This is a genomic window from Streptomyces sp. NPDC029164 (genome assembly GCF_055563995.1).
Genome location: NZ_JBVHWW010000004.1, coordinates 1 through 18,167 on the forward strand (window position 1 = coordinate 1; position 18,167 = coordinate 18,167).

Here is an 18,167-nt window from a genome sequence, read left to right on the forward strand (position 1 = left end):
CCCCCCCCCCCCCCCCCCCCCCCCCCCCCCCCCCCCCCCCCCCCCCCCCCCCCCCCCCCCCCCCCCCCCCCCCCCCCCCCCCCCCCCACCACCCCTTCCCCTTCCGGCGCCGACTGGAGACCGCCCATGCGCACCCGCAGCCGTACGCGTAGCCGCACCCGCACCCCGCTCCACGGCCTGCTCCACGGGCTGCTGCTCAGCCTGCTGCTCCTGGGTGCGGGTCTGCTCCCGGCCGGCGCGGCGAGGGCCGCGGACAACGGCACCTGGGGGGTCTTCCCCACCCCCGCGGCCGGTGCGGCGATGACCGACCGCGCTTACTTCTTCCACCAGGGCACGGCCGGGACCGCCCTCGGCGACAGCGTGACGATCCTCAACTCCTCCGACAAGGACCTGACGTTCCAGATCTTCGCCACCGACGCGATGAACACCCCGGAGGGCGGGGCCTTCGCGCTGCTCCCGGTGGAGACCAAGCCGAAGGACGTCGGGGCGTGGATCGCGCTGCCGCCGGAGACCGCGGGCACCGTCACCGTGCCGGCCAAGGGCCGCAAGGACATCCCGTTCACCGTGAGGGTCCCGGCGGACGCGACGCCCGGTGACCACGTCGGCGGGATCGTCGCCCTGAACACCGCGGTGGAGGGCGTGCAGCAGGACGGCAAGGTCCGGGTCGGGGTGAAGCGCTCGGTGGGCGCCCGGCTGTACTTCCGGGTGCCGGGGCCGCTGACTCCGGGGCTGAGCGTGGAGGACGTGCGGATCAGCCGGTCGGCGCCGCTGCTGCCCTGGGTGCGCAGCGCCCGCGCCACGGTCTCGTACGCACTGGTCAACCGCGGCAACGTGGTCGTCGAGCCCAAGGTGACGGTCTCCGCCGAGGGCCTGTTCGGGCGCCGGGTGCTGGACCGGCCGGCCCGCGAGCTGAGGCTGACCCTGCTGCCGGGGCAGCGCGTCGAGCTGACCGAACCCTGGCCGGACGCCCCCCAGTCCGACTGGGTGACCGTCAGGATCACGGCGGGCGCGACCGCCCACCCCGATCTCGTCTCACGGTCCGAGACCGGCTTCATCGCCGTCCCCTGGCCGGCCGTGGGCCTGTTCCTGGTGGTGGCGGGCGCCGGGGTCACCCTGTGGGTGCTGCGCCGCCGGCGCCGCGCGGAACACGAACAGCTGGAACCCGCCCCGGACTTGGCTCAGACGCGCTGACCGGCGAAGGTGTCCCAGGGTGACGGTATTCGGCCATCACCCTGGGGCGGGGAGGCACCTTCGATGGAACGACAGCGCGGCGACGCGGCCAAGGGCACGGGTCTGCTGACCCGCATCGAGCGCGCGCTGGGCACGGGCACCGCCGTCTACCTGCCGGGCGACGGCTGGATCCGGCTCACCCTCCCGCTCGACGACGGCGGCCCGGCCCCCGTCACGGTGGACGTGATCGCGGACACCGGACGGGCGCCGCGGGGGATCGCGTACCTGCTGCCCGGCGGCGGGCTGAACTTCGCGGCGGAGTTCTTCACCCCGGGCGGCCCGGACGACCACAACCTCGCGCACGAGCTGCGCGGCCGCGGCCTGCTCGTGGTCGGGGTCACCCCGCGCGAGGACGCGGCGGTCGCCGCCGACATCACCGCCGACTGGGGGCTCGCGGCGCACCGTCGGGACCTGGCCCGGGTGGTGGGCGCGCTGGACTCCGTACTCGGGCTGCCCTACCAGTACGCCGGGCATTCCGCCGGGGCCGCCCTCGCCCTGGACGCGGCCTCGCACGACGCCTCGCCGCGGCTGCGCCGGGTGCTGGTCCTGGACACCACCGGCCCGTACACCGGTGACCTGGCGGTGCGCGCGGCCGACACCCGGGACGCGTACGCCACCCAGCTCGCGCAGGGCGGCCACGTCGTCGATCCGGGGCTCACGGCCGTGATCGCCAGGGCGGTGGCCGATCCGGACGGCGTCTCCCCGGCGCCCTGGCCGCCGGACCCGACCCGGCGCTTCACCCACGCCGGACTCGCCCACTTCGCGCTGATCCGCACGGCCGCCCTCCCGGGACCGGCGAACTGGATCTACGCCCAGGGTCACAGCGCCGGGACCTACACCTTCGGCGCCACCCCGGCCGAGGACCGGTTCGCCCTCACCCACACCCCGCTGGACACCTGGCACGCGGCCACCGCCGCCCTCGGGAGCGGCCTCCTGCCGACCGCCCTGATGCGGGACCTCGCCGCGGTCTGGGCGGGCGACGACGCCACGTACCGGATCGCCTGGGACCGGATCCGCGCCGAGGTGGCCTGGGTCAACGCCGAGCTGGGCCGCGGTGACCACCCGCGCGGCGCGGAGCTGATCCGCGCGGCCGGCAACGACCGCGTCGCCTTCACGGTGGTCCCGGGCTACGGCCACGGCGACGCCGTCTGGGGCACGGGGGCGGCGAAGGACGTCTGGTCGCTGCTCTGAAAACGCGGCTCGCCCCCCGCGGTGAGGTGTGCGGGGGGCGAGCCGGGCCTACGGCGCTTGCGCGCGGTCAGCGGTCGGCGTCGGCGTCGGCGTCGGCGTCGGCGTCGGCGAGCAGCGATCGGCGGTCAGTGGTTGCGGGGGAAGCCCAGGTCCACGCCGGCCGGTGCGTCCGAGGGGTCCGGCCAGCGGGTCGTGACGACCTTGCCGCGGGTGTAGAAGTGGATGCCGTCGTTCCCGTAGATGTGGTGGTCGCCGAAGAGCGAGTCCTTCCAGCCACCGAAGGAGTGGTAGCCCACCGGCACCGGGATCGGGACGTTGACGCCGACCATGCCGGCCTGGATCTCCAGCTGGAAGCGGCGGGCGGCGCCGCCGTCGCGGGTGAAGATCGCGGTGCCGTTGCCGAACGGCGAGGCGTTGATGAGCGCCACGCCCTCCTCGTAGGTCTCCGTGCGCAGCACGCACAGCACCGGCCCGAAGATCTCGTCGCGGTAGGCGTCGGAGTCGGTCTTCACGTTGTCGAGCAGGGAGAGGCCGATCCAGTGGCCGTTCTCGTTGCCCTCGACCGTGTAGCCGGTGCCGTCCAGGACCACGTCGGCGCCCTGGGCGGCCGCGCCCTTGACGTACGAGGCGACCTTGTCGCGGTGGGCGGCCGTGATCAGCGGGCCCATCTCGGAGGTCGGGTCGTTGCCGGGGCCGATCTTGATCTTCTCGGCGCGCTCTCGGATCTTGTCGACGAGGGTGTCGGCGATGGAGCCGACGGCCACGACCGCGGAGATCGCCATGCAGCGCTCGCCGGCCGAGCCGTAGGCGGCGGAGACCGCCGCGTCGGCGGCCGCGTCCAGGTCGGCGTCCGGGAGCACCAGCATGTGGTTCTTGGCACCGCCCAGCGCCTGCACGCGCTTGCCGTTGGCGGAGGCGGTGGTGTGGATGTGGCGGGCGATCGGCGTCGAGCCGACGAAGGAGACCGCCGCGATGTCGGGGTGGGCCAGCAGCGCGTCGACGGCCACCTTGTCACCGTGGACCACATTCAGCACGCCCGCCGGCAGACCGGCCTCGCTCGCCAGCTCGGCCAGCTTGTTGGAGGCCGACGGGTCCTTCTCGCTCGGCTTGAGGATGAAGGTGTTTCCGCAGGCCACGGCCAGCGGGAACATCCACATCGGCACCATCGCCGGGAAGTTGAAGGGGGTGATGCCGGCGACGACGCCGAGCGGCTGGCGGATGGCGGAGACGTCGACCCGGTTGGAGACCGAGGTGGACAGCTCGCCCTTGAGCTGGGTGGTGATCCCGCAGGCCAGCTCGACGATCTCCAGGCCGCGCGCGACCTCGCCGAGCGCGTCGGAGTGGACCTTGCCGTGTTCGGCGGTGATCAGCTCGGCGATGGCGTCGCGGTTGGCGTCCAGCAGGGCGCGGTAGGCGAACAGCACCTTGGTGCGGGCGGCCAGCGAGGACTGGCCCCAGCTGAGGTAGGCCTCCTTGGCGACCTGTACCGCCGCGTCGACCTCATCGGCCGAGGCGAGCGCGACCTGCGTGGTGACCTCGCCGGTGGCCGGGTCGGTGACCGGGCCGTAGTTGCCCGACGCGCCCTCGACGGTCTTGCCACCGATCCAGTGGTTGACGGTCTTCATTGCCTTGCTCCTTCACAGATGGCGACGTCGCTGCGCGGCTTGCCGGTCGTACTCTTCACGGGCCTGGGCCGCCGCCTTGCGGGTCGCGGTCTCGGCCACAGGAACATCCCACCACGCCTGTGCCGGGGGTGGGCCCGACACAGTGTCGGGCGTTCGGGTCTGTGTGTAGACACATGTGGGACGCGTCGCCGAGCGGGCCTCGGCGAGGGCTTCGCGCAGGTCACGTACCGTGCGGGCGCGGATCACGGCCATTCCGAGGGAGGCCGCGTTGGCCGCCAGGTCCACCGGAAGGGGGTCCCCCGTGTACGAGGCGTCGGGCGCCCGGAAGCGGTATCCGGTGCCGAAGCCCTCACCGCCGACCGCCCCCGACAGGCCGCCGATGGAGGCGTAGCCGTGGTTGTCGAGGATCACCACCTTGATCGGGACGCCCTCCTGGACGGCCGTGACGATCTCGGTCGGGTTCATCAGGTAGGTCCCGTCGCCGACCAGCGCCCACACCGGCCGGCCGGGCGCGGCCAGCGCCACCCCGATCGCGGCCGGGATCTCGTAGCCCATGCAGGAGTATCCGTACTCCACGTGGTACTGGTCCGCGGACCGGGCCCGCCACAGCTTGTGCAGGTCGCCGGGGAGCGATCCGGCCGCGTTGACCAGGATGTCGGTGCCGTCGACGAGCCCGTCGAGCAGTCCGAGCACCTGCGCCTGGGTGGGCGGGAGGTCCTCGTCGGCCGCGGACACGGCGTACGCCTGGTCGACGCGGGACTCCCACGCGCCCCTGCGCCCCGCGTACGCGCTCTCGTACGCGGGATCCACCCGGTACCCGGCGACCGCCTCCCGGAGCTCGTCGAGCCCCTCGCGGGCATCGGCGACCAGCGGGCGGGCGGCGAGTTTGTGGGCGTCGTACGGGTCCAGGTTGAGGCCGATGAACCGGACGGCCGGATTCTGGAAGAGGGTCGCGGAGGCGGTGGTGAAATCGGTCAGCCGGGTCCCGGCGGCGATCACCAGATCGGCCTCCCGGGCCAGCTCGTCGGCGGTGGCGGTGCCGGTGTGGCCGATCCCGCCCACCTCGGCCGGGTGGTCGTACGGGAGCACGCCCTTGCCCGCCTGCGTGACGGCCACCGGGATCCCGGTGGCGTCGGCGAAGGCGGCGAGGGCCGCCTGGGCCCCGCTGTGCCGGATCCCGCCGCCGGCGACGATCAGGGGGCGTGCGGAGCCCCGTACGGCCCCGGCGGCCGCGGCGAGCTCGGCGCGGTCGGGCCGCGGGCGCCGTACGCCCCACACGCGCTCGGCGAAGAACTCCTCGGGCCAGTCGTACGCCTCCGCCTGCACGTCCTGCGGCAGCGCCAGGGTGACGGCGCCGGTCTGGACGGGATCGGTCAGCACCCGCACGGCCTGGAGGGCGGCCGGGATGAGGGCCTCGGGGCGGGTGATCCGGTCGAAGTGGCGGGAGACGGGCCGCAGGGTGTCGTTGACCGACAGGTCCCCCGCGTACGGGACCTCCAGCTGCTGGAGCACGGGATCGGCGGGCCGGGTCGCGAAGACGTCCCCGGGCAGCAGGAGCACCGGGATCCGGTTGATCGTGGCGAGGGCGGCGCCGGTGACGAGGTTGGTGGCGCCGGGCCCGATGGAGGTGGTGACGGCGTGCGCGGAGAGCCGGCCGCGCTGGCGGGCGTACCCGACGGCGGCGTGCACCATGGCCTGCTCGTTGCGCCCCTGGAGGAAGGGCATGGCGTCCGGCCCGGCCTCCAGCAGCGCCTGCCCAATCCCGGCGACGTTCCCGTGCCCGAAGATGCCCCAGGTGGCGGCGATCAGGCGCTGCCTGTGGCCGTCGCGCTCGGTGTACTGACGGGCCAGGAACCGTACGAGCGCCTGGGCGACGGTGAGCCTCACCGGGTGGCCTCCTCGGAGGGGAAGGGGAGCCGGGGGTCGATGTCCTGACCGTCCCAGCTGCCGCGGATCCAGCCGTGGTCGGGGTGGTCCCGGATCAGCCACTCCCGGGTCTCGCCCGGCCCGGCCATCACGTTCAGGTAGTACATGTCGTGCCCGGGGGCGGCGATGGACGGCCCGTGCCAGCCGTCGGGGATGAGCACGGCGTCCCCGGTCCGCACCTCGGCGAGGACGTCGGTCTTCCCGGCGGGGGAAGGCGACACCCGCTGGTAGCCGAGCCCGGGGGTGTCCCCGTGCGGGGCGATCTCGAAGTAGTAGATCTCCTCCAGGCGGGACTCCTCGCCGGGGTGGTGCTCGTCGTGCTTGTGGGGCGGGTACGAGGACCAGTTCCCGCCGGGGGTGAGCACCTCGACGGCGATCAGCCGGTCGGCGGGGAACGCCTCGGCCGCCGCGAAGTTGTTGACCTGGCGGGAGCACTGCCCCGCGCCGCGCAACTCCACGGGCACCCCGCCGGCGGGGCCGTACCGTGCGGGCAGCCGCCGCCGGCACCGGGCCCCCGCGAGCGCGAAGCGCCCGCCGGCGACCGAGCGGATCTCCGCGTGCGCGTCCCGGGGCAGGTAAGCGAAGTCGGTGGGGCCGCGGAACACCCCCGTGCGGCCGCGCAGTTCGAACACCTGCAGCTCCGCCGGGGGGGCGCTGCCCCCGGACCCCCGCTCCTCAAACACCGGCGAGGCCGGATGATGCAGCCCCTGCGGCGTTTGGGGAGCGGGGTCCGGGGCGGAGCCCCGGTCTTGAAGCCCGGCCGGCGATTGGGGTGCGGGTCCCGGCAGGACGCGGCAGCTGACCTCGCACCCGCCCGACAACGGGAGCACGATCCACTCCGACTCCCCGCACTCGTGCGCGTACACCTCCCCCGGCGCCAGTTCGAGCACGGCCAGCCTCGTCCAGGACATCCCCCACTCAGACACCACCGGCACGCCCCAGCACCTCCTCCACCTCGTGAGCGAACGGCATCGCGGTCGAGCACGCCAGCCGCGAGGCGACGATCGCCCCCGCCGCGTTCGCGTACCGCACGACGCGGCCCAGCTCCCACCCCGCCAACAACCCGTGGCACAGCGCGCCCCCGAACGCGTCCCCCGCCCCGAGCCCGTTGACCACCCGGACGGGAACCGGCGGCACCTCCGCCACCGTCCCGTCGCGGTGGACGGCCAGCACGCCCTCCGGGCCCCGTTTGACCACCGCCAGTTCGACCCCGGCGGCGAGCAGCGCCCGCGCCGCCGCGTACGGCTCGGACTCGCCCGTGGCGATCTCGCACTCCTCGGCGTTGCCGACGGCCACCGTCGCCGACGCCAGCGCCCGCTCGTAGTACGGCCCGGGTTTCTCCCGCCACAGCATCGGCCGCCAGTCCAGGTCGAACACCGTCGTCCCGGCCCCGGCCCCGGCCACGGCCCCGCCCCCCGCCCCCGCCTCGGCCCTGGCCTCCAGCGCCGCCAGCGTCGCCGCCCGCGAGGGCTCCTCGCTCAGGCCGGTGCCCGTCATCCAGAACACCCGGGCCGCGCGTACCGCCGCCAGGTCCACCTCGTCCGGGGCGATCTCCAGGTCCGGGGCCTTCGGCAGCCGGTAGAAGTACAGCGGGAAGTGGTCCGGCGGGAAGATCTCGCAGAAGGTGATCGGCGTGGGCAGGCCCGCCACCTCGGTCGCCCACCGGTCGTCCACCCCGAACCCCCGCAGCTCGGAACGCAGATACGTGCCGAAGGGGTCCGCGCCGGTCCGGGTGATCACCGCCACCCGCCGTCCCAGCCGCGCGGCCGCGACGGCCACGTTGGCCGGGGAGCCGCCCAGGAACTTCCCGAAGGTCTCCGCCTCGGCCAGTGGTACGCCGGTCGTCAACGGGTAGAGATCCACCCCGATGCGGCCCATGGTGATCAGGTCGAACGCGAACGGATCGCCGGTGCCGGTCACAGTCAGTCCTCCCACTCGTCCCACTCGTCTCCCTCGTCTCCCGCCTAAGGTGGCCGCTATGACGTCCTCCCCGCCCGCGTTGACCCGTATCCGCATCGGTTCGGCTCCGGACTCCTGGGGTGTCTGGTTTCCCGACGACCCCCGGCAGACCCCTTGGGCGCGTTTCCTCGACGAGGTCGCCGACGCGGGGTACGAGTGGATCGAGCTCGGCCCCTACGGCTATCTGCCCACGGATCCCGCCCGACTCGCCGGGGAAACGGCCAAGCGCGGACTGCGGGTCTCGGCCGGAACCGTCTTCACCGGACTCCATCACGGGCCCGCCGTGTGGGAGGACACCTGGGAGCACGTGTCGCGGATCGCGGCGCTGACCCAGGCCATGGGCGCGGCCCACCTCGTCGTCATCCCCTCCTTCTGGCGGGACGACAAGACCGGGGAGGTACGGGAGGACCGCGTCCTGACCCCGGCCCAATGGCGTGAACTGACCTCCCAGACCGAACGGCTGGGCCGGGAGGTCCAGGACCGGTACGGGCTGCGGATCGTCGTCCACCCGCACGCCGACACCCACATCGACACTCCGGAGAACGTGGCCCGCTTCCTGGACGCGACCGATCCCGGGCTCGTCTCGCTCTGCCTGGACACCGGGCACTATGCGTACTGCGGCGGCGACAGCGTCCGGGCGATCGAGACGTTCGCCGAGCGGATCGGCTACCTCCACCTGAAGCAGGTGGACCCGCGGATCCTCGCCGAAGTCCTCGCGGAGGAGCTGCCCTTCGGGCCGGCGGTGGGCCGCGGGGTGATGTGCGAGCCGCCGTCGGGGGTGCCCGCGCTGGAACCGGTACTGGCGGCGGCCCAGCGGCTGGGCGTGGACCTGTTCGCCATCGTGGAGCAGGACATGTACCCGTGTCCGCCCGACCAGCCGCTGCCGATCGCCCGGCGCACCCGCGCCTACCTGCGCTCCTGCGGCGCCCGCTGACTCCCGGAGGGAACACGACATGACGAACACGCTCGGCATCGCCGTCATCGGCACCGGGAAGATGGGCGCCGACCACGTGCGCCGGATCGGGCGGACCGTGGGCGGGGCCCGGGTGGTGGCCGTGGCCGACCCGGACGGTGACCGGGTCAAGGAGGTCACGGGCGGACTGGACGGGGTGAGCGCGCACACCGATCCGGCGGCCGCGATAGCGGCGCCGGGGGTGGGGGCCGTACTGGTCGCCTCCCCGGGGCCCGCCCATGAGGAAGCGATCCTGCACGCCCTGGAGCGGGAGCTGCCGGTGCTGTGCGAGAAGCCGCTGACCCCGGATCCGGCGGGGGCACTGCGCGTCATGGAGGCCGAACGGCGGCTGGGCCGGCGCCTGGTGCAGGTGGGCTTCATGCGGCGGTTCGACGCGGAGTACGAGCGGCTGAAGGAGCTGCTGGACGCGGGCGGGATCGGGCGCCCCCTCTTCCTGCACTGCCGGCACCGCAACGCCTCCTCGCCGTCCTTCTTCACCAGCGACATGCTCATCAGCGATTCGGTGGTGCACGAGGTGGACGCGGCGCGCTGGCTGCTGGGGCAGGAGGTCACCGCGGTGACCGTGCTCTCCCCCCGGCCCACGGCTGCCGCTCCCGAGGGGCTGCAGGATCCCCGGATGGTGCTGCTGGAGACCTCCGGCGGGGCCGTCGTCGACGTGGAGATCTTCGTCAACTGCGGTTTCGGCTACCAGGTGCAGTGCGAGGCGGTCGGCGAGGCGGGCAGCGCCCGGATCGGCGACGGCCACGCGATGGTCGTCCAGTCCGCGGGCCGGTGGGGCGGCGAGATCGTCCAGGACTTCACGGTGCGCTTCGCCGACGCCTACGACCGGCAGCTGCGGCGCTGGGTGTCGGCAGCGGCGCGCGGCCGGGTGGCGGGGCCGGACACCTGGGACGGCTATGCGGCGGCCGCCGTCTCCGAGGCGGGCCTCGCGGCCGCGCGCAGCGGCGTACGCACCCTCGTGGAGCTGGCGGAACGGCCGGCCCTGTACCGCTGATCCCTCCCTGCCCCGCAACCGACCCCTGTGCCGCATCCGTCACAGGGGTCACCCTTGTGTCACGCATGTCCGCATGACGCGGGTTTTCCGTCACAGGAGGTCGACAGCCCCTCCCCTGCCATCACTCCGCGTCGTTCCCCGGGCAGAACCCGAGTGATCGTCACTGTCCACGCGCCGGCTCCCCCGACGGCCTCCCGGCCGACCCTGCCGTGTGGACAAGGAGGTGTCCCGCATGAGCGACCGACAGCTGTGGTCGTACAAACAGATCGCCGCTCACATCCGGGTCCAGCCGGACACCGTGCGCTCCTACCGCAAGCACGGGCTGCTCCCCCCGCCCGACCACGTGGAGAGCGGCAAGCCGTACTGGTACGCCGAAACCGTCTGGGCCTGGGTGGCCCGCCGCCCCGGCAACCGGGGGCGCCGCGAGGACTGACACCTCCCCGGTGCGGGCGGGGTCACCCCGGGCCCCGCCCCGCAACCCCGGCCCCCCGGCCCCCCGGCCCCGCCGGCCTCCGGCTAGGCGGTCCCGGCGGAGACCTTCTCCGGCTCGGGATCCGGCTCCGGCTCCGCCTTCGGCTCGGCCGTCGCCGTCGCCGTCGCCGTCGCCGTCGCCGGCAGGGACTCCCCCTCGCTCAGCCCGAACCTCTCGTGCAGCCTGCGCAGCGGGCCCGGCGCCCACCAGGTGGCCTTCCCGGTCAGCTTCATGACCGCCGGGACGAGGAGGCTGCGTACGACCATGGCGTCCATCAACACCGCCAGCGCGATCCCAAGCCCCAGCATCTTCGTGTTGGTCACCCGCGAGGTGCCGATGGCCACCATCACCACGGCCAGGATCACGGCCGCCGCGGTGATCAGCCCGCCCGTGCGGGCCAGCCCGGTGCGCACGGCCCCCTCGTGGTCCCCGGTCCGGTCGTACTCCTCCTTGATCCTGGATATGAGGAACACCCCGTAGTCCATGGAGAGTCCGAAGGCGATGCAGAACATCAGGACCGGCAGGTTGGTCTCGATGTCGCCGGTGGAGGTGAAGGAGAGCAATCCGGAGAGGTTTCCCTCCTGGAAGACCCACACCACCGCCCCGAACATCGCGGTCAGGCTCAGGGCGTTGAGCAGGACCGCCTGGATCGGTATGAGCACGCTCCCGGTGAGCAGGAACACCAGCAGCAGCGTGGCGAGCACCACCACGGCCAGCGACAGGGGCAGCTTCCCCGCTATCGCCTTCTGCGCGTCGACGAGCCGTGCCGCCTCTCCGGTCACGGAGGTCCGGAAGTCCGCGTCCACCTCGCGCACCTCACCGACGAGGTCCTGGGCCTGCTGCCCGATCGCCTCGCCCTCGGTGGTGAGCGAGAAGTAGGCGTACCGCGCGGTGTTCGCGGAGCTCACCGGCCCGTCGACCCGGACCACCCCGGGCAGGACGGCCAGGCGTTCCCGGTAGGCGGCGAGCTCGGCGGGCCCGGCGGCGTCCTCGGCGAGGACGGTGAGCGTTCCGCCGGGGCTGCCCGGGAAGGAGTCCCGGATCTGCTGCTGGACCACATGCGACTCCGCGGTCTTCGGCAGCTGCCGGTCGTCCACCGTGCCGAACTTCACGCCGAGGAAGGGAAGTCCGAGCAGCAGCAGTCCGGCCGTCGTGGCCACCGCGAAGACGGGAGCCCGGCGCATCACCACAAGGGCCACGCGCGCCCAGCCCCGCCCCGGTTCGGCCGGGACCCCGGCCGGCCGCCCGCGTCGCCACAGCCTGCGCAGGTCGAAGGAGTTGACCCGCTCGCCGAGCAGCACCAGGGCCGCCGGAAGCAGGATCAGCGCGGCCCCCGCGGCGAGCAGGACCACCGCCACGCCGGCGTAGGCGAAGGAGCGCAGGAAGTACATCGGGAAGAAGAGCATCGCCGAGAGCGAGACCGCGACGGTCAGCGCCGAGAACAGCACCGTGCGCCCGGCGGTGCGCAGGGTGGCCCCGACGGCCGCCACCGGGTCCCGTCCGGCGGCGAGCTCCTCGCGGAACCGGCGGACGATGAACAGGGCGTAGTCGATGGCGAGCCCGAGTCCGAGCGCGGTGGTCAGGTTCTGGGCGAAGACGGAGACGTCGGTGAACTCGGTGAGGCCGCGCAGCACGGCGTTGGTGCCGAGGATGGCGACGATGCCGACGCCGAGGGGCAGCAGGGCGGCGACGGCGCTGCCGAAGACGAGGATGAGCAGGACGAGGGTGACCGGCAGCGCGATCATCTCGGCGCGCAGCAGATCCTCCTGGATGGTGGTGGTCACCTCTCGCTGGACCGCGACCGGCCCGCCGAAGGAGACCCGCACCGGGCCGCGCTCACCCCGGTAGTGCGGGTCGATCCGGTCCAGCACCGCGGTGGCGGTCTTCTCGTCGCCGAGGACCCGGGCCGCGATGAGGGCCTGCCGGCCGTCCTCGGAGCGCAGGGCCGGCAGGTGCGTGCGCCAGTACGAGCCGACGCCGACGACTCCCTGCTCGGCGGCGAGCCGCGCCGTCAGCCGCTCCGCCTCGGCCGCGACGGCGGGATCGTCCACCCCGGCGGTTCCCGGGCCGGCGTCGACGAGCAGCAGCAGATTGGGCTGGGAGGCCGGGAACTCGCGCTCCAGGGCCTTGGCGGCGTAGGTGGACTGGGCGCCCGGGTCCTCCCAGCCGCCACTGCCCATCCGTTCGGCGGCGCCACCGCCCGCGAACACGGCCAGGGCCGTGACCACCAGGGCGAGCAGCAGCGAGAGCCGCGGCCGGGCCGTGACGAACCGGGTCCACCTGCCGCTCTCCCCGGACGACGGCGGATTCTTGACTTCGGACATCACTCGGTGTCCCCTTCACCGTGATTGCCAGGCCAAATAGACTGGCAAAGGCGAGCAGTCGCTCGCGTTTCATCAGAATGCGAGTGACCACTCGCGTTTGTCAATCGCCCACGGGAAGCAAGGGATGGGAATGCCGGGGACACCTAAGGGCAAAACGACCGAAACCGGTGAAGCCGCCGCACCGCGTCGCCGCCAGGCTCGGGGCGAGCGTCGGGTCTCCCAGCTCCTGGCGGCCGCCGCCGGGGTGTTCTGCCGTACCGGCTACGCCGCGGCCAGCACCAACGCCATCGCCCGCGAGGCCGGTGTCTCGCCGGGCACGCTCTACCAGTTCTTCCCGAACAAGGAGGCCATCGCCGTCGAGCTCGGCGGGCAGCTGCTCCAGCAGGCCCACGAGATGCACGGGCAGGCCTTCCTGCCCGAGAACCTCCGGCGGCCGCTGCCGGAGCTGCTGGACGCCGTCCTGGACCCGGTCATCGCCTTCAACTGCGAGAACCCGGCCTTCTGGGCGCTCATGCACGGCTCCGGCATCCCGGGCGCCATCGACCAGGAGCACTGGAAGCTGCACTCCAGCCTGCTCTCCCGGATCGAGGGCGTGCTGCACACCTTCTGCCCGGAGTCCGCACCCGCCGAGCTCGCCCACACCTCGAACATGATCCTGGGCATCTTCAAGGCCTCGCTGGACCTGATCCTGACCCACGAGGGTGCCGAGCGCGAGGCGTACATCGCGGAGCTGAAGACCGTTCTGCTGCGCTACCTCGACCCGATGATCAGCACGCCCCACTCGGGCTGACCCACTCCGACCGACCTCGACCGACTTGCTGGGCGTCGAGGCTCGCTTTCATACCCCCCAGGGGTATAGTCTCGGAGAGTCGGGAGAACGGTGGACTCATCGGCCACCCCTCCCGGTGACCGGACACGCCCCTGAAGAGGAGAACGACATGACCGCCGAGACGGACACCCAGACCACCACCGTCTACCGGGTGACCGGCATGACCTGCGGCCACTGCGAGGGCGCGGTGACCAACGAGATCTCCGCCCTCGAAGGCGTCAGCACGGTCAAGGCCGTCGCCGCGACCGGCGAGGTCACCGTGGTCTCCGCCGCCCCGCTCGCCGACGAGGACGTCCGCGCCGCCGTGGACGAGGCCGGCTACGAGTTCGCCGGACGGGTCTGAGCGACCCTCCCTTCGGCAGCACCCGCGGCAACCCGCACCACCCCAGCACCCGCGGTACCCCGCCGGGCCGTGCCGGCCAGCTCATACTGGTCCCGTACGGCCCGGCCATCCCCCTGGAGCCGGAACATGAGCAGCACAGTGCACGACGGACCGATAACGGCGGTCGAACTCTCGATCGGCGGGATGACCTGCGCCTCCTGCGCGGCCCGCATCGAGAAGAAGCTCAACCGGATGGACGGCGTCGAGGCCACGGTGAACTACGCCACCGAGAAGGCCCACGTCTCCTACGCCGGTGACGTGCGGGTCGCGGACCTGATCGCGACCGTCGTCAAGACCGGCTACACCGCCGAGGAGCCCCCGCCGCCCGCCCCGGCCCCCGCGGAGGACGCGGCAGGAGCGCAGGCGCAGGCGCAGGCACAGGCGCAGACACAGACACAGGCCGAGGCCCCCGACGGGGCGCTGTCCGCCCTGCGCCAACGGCTGCTGGTCTCCGCCGCGCTCGCCCTGCCCGTCGTCCTGCTGTCGATGGTTCCGGCCCTGCAGTTCGACAACTGGCAGTGGCTCTCGCTGACCCTCGCCGCCCCCGTCGTCGTCTGGGGCGGCCTTCCCTTCCACAAGGCCGCCTGGACCAACGCCCGGCACGGCGCCGCCACCATGGACACCCTGGTCTCGGTCGGCACGCTGGCCGCCTTCACCTGGTCGCTGTGGGCCCTGTTCTTCGGCCACGCCGGGATGCCGGGCATGCGGCACGGCTTCGACCTCACCATCTCCCGTACGGACGGCTCCTCCGCCCTCTACCTGGAAGTCGCCGCCGGCGTCGTCAGCTTCATCCTGCTCGGGCGTTACCTGGAGGCCCGCTCCAAGCGGAAGGCGGGCGCGGCCCTCAAGGCCCTGCTGGAGCTCGGCGCCAAGGACGTCACCGTCCTGCGCGCGGGCCGGGAGGTCCGCGTCCCGGTGAGCGCGCTCGCGGCCGGCGACCGCTTCGTCGTGCGCCCCGGCGAGAAGATCGCCACCGACGGCACGGTCGTCGAGGGCAGTTCCGCCGTGGACGCCTCCATGCTGACCGGCGAGTCCGTCCCCGTGGAGGTGTCCGTCGGCGACTCCGTCACAGGAGCCACCGTCAACGCCTCCGGGCGGCTGGTCGTCGAGGCCACCCGCGTCGGCGCCGACACCCAACTGGCCCGGATGGCCCGGATGGTGGAAGAGGCCCAGAACGGCAAGGCCGAGGTGCAGCGCCTCGCCGACCGGATCTCCGGGATCTTCGTGCCCGTCGTACTGGTCCTCGCGCTCGGCACCTGGGTCAGCTGGCTGCTGATCACCGGCGACCCCACCGCCGCCTTCACCGCCGCCGTGGCCGTCCTGATCATCGCCTGCCCCTGCGCCCTGGGCCTGGCCACTCCGACCGCGCTGATGGTCGGCACCGGGCGGGGCGCGCAGCTCGGCATCCTGATCAAGGGACCCGAGGTGCTGGAGTCCACCCGCCGCGTGGACACCGTCGTCCTGGACAAGACCGGCACCGTCACCACCGGCCGGATGACCCTCACCGGCGTCCACCCCGCCGAGGGCGTCGACGAGCGCGAACTCCTGCGCCTGGCCGGGTCCCTGGAGCACGCCTCGGAGCACCCGATCGCCCGGGCCATCGCCACCGCGGCGGCCATGGGGGTACCCCCGGACGAAGTCTGGGGGAGGGCCGGCGCCCTGCCGGTCCCGGAGGGCTTCGAGAACCTCGCCGGCCTCGGCGTGCAGGGCGTCGTCGACGGACACGCCGTACTGGTGGGCCGCGCACAGCTGCTCGCGGACTGGTCGATCGCGCTGCCGGCCCAGCTCGACGCGGCCAGGGCGGCCGCCGAGGCCGAGGGCGGCACCGCGGTCCTGGTGGCCTGGGACGGGGCGGCGCGCGGGGTGCTGACCGTGGCCGACGCGGTCAAGGAGACCAGCGCCGAGGCGGTCGCCCGGCTGCGGGCGCTGGGCCTCACTCCGGTCCTGCTGACCGGCGACAACAAGGCCGTCGCCGAGACGGTGGCCCGCGAGGTGGGCATCGACGAGGTGATCGCCGAGGTGCTCCCGCAGGACAAGGTGGACGTCGTACGCCGCCTGCAGGCGCAGGGCCGTACGGTCGCCATGGTCGGCGACGGGGTCAACGACGCGGCGGCGCTGGCCCAGGCGGACCTGGGGCTGGCCATGGGCACGGGCACCGACGCGGCGATCGAGGCCGGGGACCTGACCCTCGTACGGGGCGACCTTCGGGTGGCGGCGGACGCGATCCGGCTCTCCCGCCGGACCCTGGCCATCATCAAGGGCAACCTGTTCTGGGCCTTCGGGTACAACGTGGCGGCCCTGCCGCTGGCGGCCTTCGGCCTGCTCAACCCGATGATCGCGGGGGCCGCGATGGCCTTCTCCTCGGTCTTCGTGGTGACCAACAGCCTCCGGTTGCGCTCCTTCCGCTAGTGGATCTCCTCCCCACCACGCACACAGTTCCTTCACGGGAGACGCAGATCACAGTGACCGCAACGTAACCATCCGGGGTCGCCACGGGTCTAATGGGGCGATGCCAAGAACGTCTTGGGGGACGTTCGACGGAAGCCCTGGGGGACTTCCGTGGCATCAGCCGGCCGGGACACGTGCCCGCGGGAGGCTTTGAGCGGCCCTCCCGATCAGAACGGGTCCCGGCACACTGACGCCCCGACTCGGGTCCCGTGGGGGGAATCCGTCTCGGGGAAAAGGAAAGCGCCCCGACCGCCGACCCGTGGGGGGATCGACGGCGGGGCGCTTTTCGTACGCCTGGGGGTTACCTGCGGTGCTGCCCGCGCGGCCGCACGCCGCGCGGTGGAGAGCCTCGGGTCAGCGGGCCTCGGTCAGCGAGCCTCGGTTCAGCGGGATTCGACGGGCACGAAGTCGCGCAGGACCTCGCCCGTGTAGATCTGGCGCGGGCGGCCGATGCGCGAACCCGGCTCCTTGATCATCTCGTGCCACTGGGCGATCCAGCCGGGGAGCCGGCCGAGCGCGAAGAGCACGGTGAACATCTCGGTCGGGAAGCCCATGGCCCGGTAGATCAGACCGGTGTAGAAGTCCACGTTCGGGTAGAGGTTGCGCGAGACGAAGTACTCGTCGGCCAGCGCGTGCTCTTCCAGCTTGAGCGCGATGTCGAGCAGCTCGTCGCTCTTGCCGAGCGCCGAGAGGACGTCGTGCGCCGCCGCCTTGATGATCTTCGCCCGGGGGTCGAAGCTCTTGTAGACGCGGTGTCCGAAGCCCATGAGGCGGACGCCGTCTTCCTTGTTCTTCACCTTGCGGATGAAGGCGTCGACGTCGCCGCCGTCGTTCTTGATGCCCTCGAGCATCTCGAGGACGGACTGGTTGGCGCCACCGTGCAGCGGACCCCACAGGGCCGAGATGCCGGCGGAGATCGAGGCGAACATGTTCGCCTGGGAGGAGCCGACCAGACGCACGGTGGAGGTCGAGCAGTTCTGCTCGTGGTCCGCGTGCAGGATCAGCAGCTTGTCGAGCGCCGAGACCACGACCGGGTCCAGGTCGTACTCCTGGGCCGGCACGGAGAAGGTCATGCGCAGGAAGTTCTCGACGTAGCCGAGGTCGTTGCGCGGGTAGACCACCGGGTGGCCGACCGACTTCTTGTAGGCGTAGGCCGCGATCGTCGGGAGCTTGGCCAGCAGCCGGATCGTCGAGAGGTGGCGCTGCTTCTCGTCGAACGGGTTGTGGCTGTCCTGGTAGAACGTCGACAGCGCGCTGACCACGGAGGACAGCATCGCCATCGGGTGCGCGTCACGCGGGAAGCCGTCGTAGAAGCGCTTCACGTCCTCGTGGAGCAGCGTGTGCTGGGTGATCTCGTTGCGGAACGACGCGAGCTGGTCGACGGTCGGCAGCTCGCCGTTGATCAGCAGGTACGCGACCTCGATGAAGGTCGAACGCTCGGCCAGCTGCTCGATCGGGTAGCCGCGGTAACGCAGGATGCCCTGCTCACCGTCGAGGTAGGTGATCGCGGACTTGTAGGCCGCGGTGTTGCCGTAGCCACTGTCCAAGGTGACGAGCCCGGTCTGGGCCCGCAGCTTCGAGATGTCGAAGCCCTGGTCACCGACGGTGCTCTCGACCACCGGGTAGGTGTATTCACCGTCCGCGTACCGGAGTACTACAGAGTTGTCGCTCACGTCATCCCTCACCGACGTAGTGCCTCTTCTTCGAGGTGCCCTGACTGCCTCTACCTTCCCCCATTTGGCGCAGGAGAGTGCACTCGGGGTCGGCCTTTGGTGCTTTCGACGGCACTCAGTGCCGTCAAGCTGCTCATCCTG

The 18,167-nt window shown here is 72.6% G+C and carries 14 protein-coding genes; 8 read left to right on the forward strand and 6 right to left on the reverse strand.

The window, feature by feature from the left end; all coding sequences use genetic code 11:
* The first annotated feature begins 126 nt into the window (after positions 1 to 126).
* Positions 127 to 1,191: a WxL protein peptidoglycan domain-containing protein gene (locus tag ACZ4VT_RS05420; RefSeq protein WP_467946856.1), complete on the forward strand. Its 1,065-nt coding sequence runs from the start codon at positions 127 to 129 to the stop codon at positions 1,189 to 1,191.
* 63 nt (positions 1,192 to 1,254) lie between these two features.
* On the forward strand, positions 1,255 to 2,421 hold the full coding sequence (locus ACZ4VT_RS05425; RefSeq protein ID WP_467946858.1) for a hypothetical protein: 1,167 nt from the start codon (positions 1,255 to 1,257) through the stop codon (positions 2,419 to 2,421).
* 125 nt (positions 2,422 to 2,546) lie between these two features.
* On the opposite strand, the gene ACZ4VT_RS05430 is transcribed toward ACZ4VT_RS05425, so the two are convergent.
* The 4 genes from ACZ4VT_RS05430 to iolC are packed head-to-tail and all read right to left on the reverse strand — an operon-like array spanning position 2,547 to position 7,892.
* The gene (locus ACZ4VT_RS05430) at positions 2,547 to 4,046 is read right to left on the reverse strand and encodes a CoA-acylating methylmalonate-semialdehyde dehydrogenase (RefSeq protein ID WP_467946860.1); all 1,500 of its coding nucleotides are present in this window, start codon (positions 4,044 to 4,046) and stop codon (positions 2,547 to 2,549) included.
* Positions 4,047 to 4,058: 12 nt separating this feature from the next.
* Positions 4,059 to 5,933 (reverse strand): 3D-(3,5/4)-trihydroxycyclohexane-1,2-dione acylhydrolase (decyclizing), encoded by a 1,875-nt coding sequence (iolD, locus tag ACZ4VT_RS05435; RefSeq protein ID WP_467946862.1) that lies wholly within the window; start codon positions 5,931 to 5,933, stop codon positions 4,059 to 4,061.
* Positions 5,930 to 6,883 (reverse strand): 5-deoxy-glucuronate isomerase, encoded by a 954-nt coding sequence (gene iolB, locus ACZ4VT_RS05440; RefSeq protein WP_467947184.1) that lies wholly within the window; start codon positions 6,881 to 6,883, stop codon positions 5,930 to 5,932. Before iolB ends, iolD begins: the two co-directional genes overlap by 4 nt.
* Positions 6,884 to 6,890: 7 nt before the next feature.
* Entirely contained in the window at positions 6,891 to 7,892 is a 1,002-nt protein-coding gene (gene iolC, locus ACZ4VT_RS05445) for a 5-dehydro-2-deoxygluconokinase (protein WP_467946864.1), read from the reverse strand.
* Positions 7,893 to 7,950: 58 nt separating this feature from the next.
* Between iolC and ACZ4VT_RS05450 the strand changes: the two genes are divergently transcribed.
* From ACZ4VT_RS05450 to ACZ4VT_RS05460, 3 genes are all read left to right on the forward strand, one after another.
* On the forward strand, positions 7,951 to 8,865 hold the full coding sequence (locus ACZ4VT_RS05450; protein WP_467946866.1) for a sugar phosphate isomerase/epimerase family protein: 915 nt from the start codon (positions 7,951 to 7,953) through the stop codon (positions 8,863 to 8,865).
* A gap of 19 nt (positions 8,866 to 8,884) precedes the next feature.
* Positions 8,885 to 9,898: a Gfo/Idh/MocA family protein gene (locus ACZ4VT_RS05455; RefSeq protein ID WP_467946868.1), complete on the forward strand. Its 1,014-nt coding sequence runs from the start codon at positions 8,885 to 8,887 to the stop codon at positions 9,896 to 9,898.
* Between the two features lie 232 nt (positions 9,899 to 10,130).
* On the forward strand, positions 10,131 to 10,331 hold the full coding sequence (locus ACZ4VT_RS05460) for a helix-turn-helix transcriptional regulator (protein ID WP_467946870.1): 201 nt from the start codon (positions 10,131 to 10,133) through the stop codon (positions 10,329 to 10,331).
* Positions 10,332 to 10,414: 83 nt separating this feature from the next.
* Here the strand turns inward: ACZ4VT_RS05460 and ACZ4VT_RS05465 are convergent, their stop codons facing one another.
* The gene (locus ACZ4VT_RS05465) at positions 10,415 to 12,694 is read right to left on the reverse strand and encodes an MMPL family transporter (RefSeq protein WP_467946872.1); all 2,280 of its coding nucleotides are present in this window, start codon (positions 12,692 to 12,694) and stop codon (positions 10,415 to 10,417) included.
* Positions 12,695 to 12,824: 130 nt separating this feature from the next.
* Between ACZ4VT_RS05465 and ACZ4VT_RS05470 the strand changes: the two genes are divergently transcribed.
* From ACZ4VT_RS05470 to ACZ4VT_RS05480, 3 genes are all read left to right on the forward strand, one after another.
* Positions 12,825 to 13,484: a TetR/AcrR family transcriptional regulator gene (locus ACZ4VT_RS05470; protein ID WP_362808804.1), complete on the forward strand. Its 660-nt coding sequence runs from the start codon at positions 12,825 to 12,827 to the stop codon at positions 13,482 to 13,484.
* Between the two features lie 148 nt (positions 13,485 to 13,632).
* Positions 13,633 to 13,866, forward strand: a complete 234-nt coding sequence (locus ACZ4VT_RS05475) for a heavy-metal-associated domain-containing protein (protein WP_467946874.1) — start codon at positions 13,633 to 13,635, stop codon at positions 13,864 to 13,866.
* Positions 13,867 to 13,992: 126 nt separating this feature from the next.
* Positions 13,993 to 16,314, forward strand: a complete 2,322-nt coding sequence (locus ACZ4VT_RS05480; protein WP_467946876.1) for a heavy metal translocating P-type ATPase — start codon at positions 13,993 to 13,995, stop codon at positions 16,312 to 16,314.
* Positions 16,315 to 16,736: 422 nt separating this feature from the next.
* Here ACZ4VT_RS05480 and ACZ4VT_RS05485 read toward each other — a convergent pair whose 3' ends face one another.
* Positions 16,737 to 18,026 (reverse strand): citrate synthase, encoded by a 1,290-nt coding sequence (locus ACZ4VT_RS05485; protein ID WP_030710677.1) that lies wholly within the window; start codon positions 18,024 to 18,026, stop codon positions 16,737 to 16,739.
* Positions 18,027 to 18,167 lie beyond the last annotated feature (141 nt).

Coding starts and splice junctions, on each gene's coding strand:
- ACZ4VT_RS05450 (WP_467946866.1), top strand. CDS start 7,951: ATGACGTCCTCCCCGCCCGCGTTGACCCGTATCCGCATCGGTTCGGCT.
- ACZ4VT_RS05430 (WP_467946860.1), bottom strand. CDS start 4,046: ATGAAGACCGTCAACCACTGGATCGGTGGCAAGACCGTCGAGGGCGCG.
- ACZ4VT_RS05475 (WP_467946874.1), top strand. CDS start 13,633: ATGACCGCCGAGACGGACACCCAGACCACCACCGTCTACCGGGTGACC.
- ACZ4VT_RS05425 (WP_467946858.1), top strand. CDS start 1,255: ATGGAACGACAGCGCGGCGACGCGGCCAAGGGCACGGGTCTGCTGACC.
- ACZ4VT_RS05455 (WP_467946868.1), top strand. CDS start 8,885: ATGACGAACACGCTCGGCATCGCCGTCATCGGCACCGGGAAGATGGGC.
- ACZ4VT_RS05460 (WP_467946870.1), top strand. CDS start 10,131: ATGAGCGACCGACAGCTGTGGTCGTACAAACAGATCGCCGCTCACATC.
- ACZ4VT_RS05465 (WP_467946872.1), bottom strand. CDS start 12,694: ATGTCCGAAGTCAAGAATCCGCCGTCGTCCGGGGAGAGCGGCAGGTGG.
- ACZ4VT_RS05420 (WP_467946856.1), top strand. CDS start 127: ATGCGCACCCGCAGCCGTACGCGTAGCCGCACCCGCACCCCGCTCCAC.
- ACZ4VT_RS05480 (WP_467946876.1), top strand. CDS start 13,993: ATGAGCAGCACAGTGCACGACGGACCGATAACGGCGGTCGAACTCTCG.
- ACZ4VT_RS05470 (WP_362808804.1), top strand. CDS start 12,825: ATGCCGGGGACACCTAAGGGCAAAACGACCGAAACCGGTGAAGCCGCC.
- iolB (WP_467947184.1), bottom strand. CDS start 6,883: ATGTCCTGGACGAGGCTGGCCGTGCTCGAACTGGCGCCGGGGGAGGTG.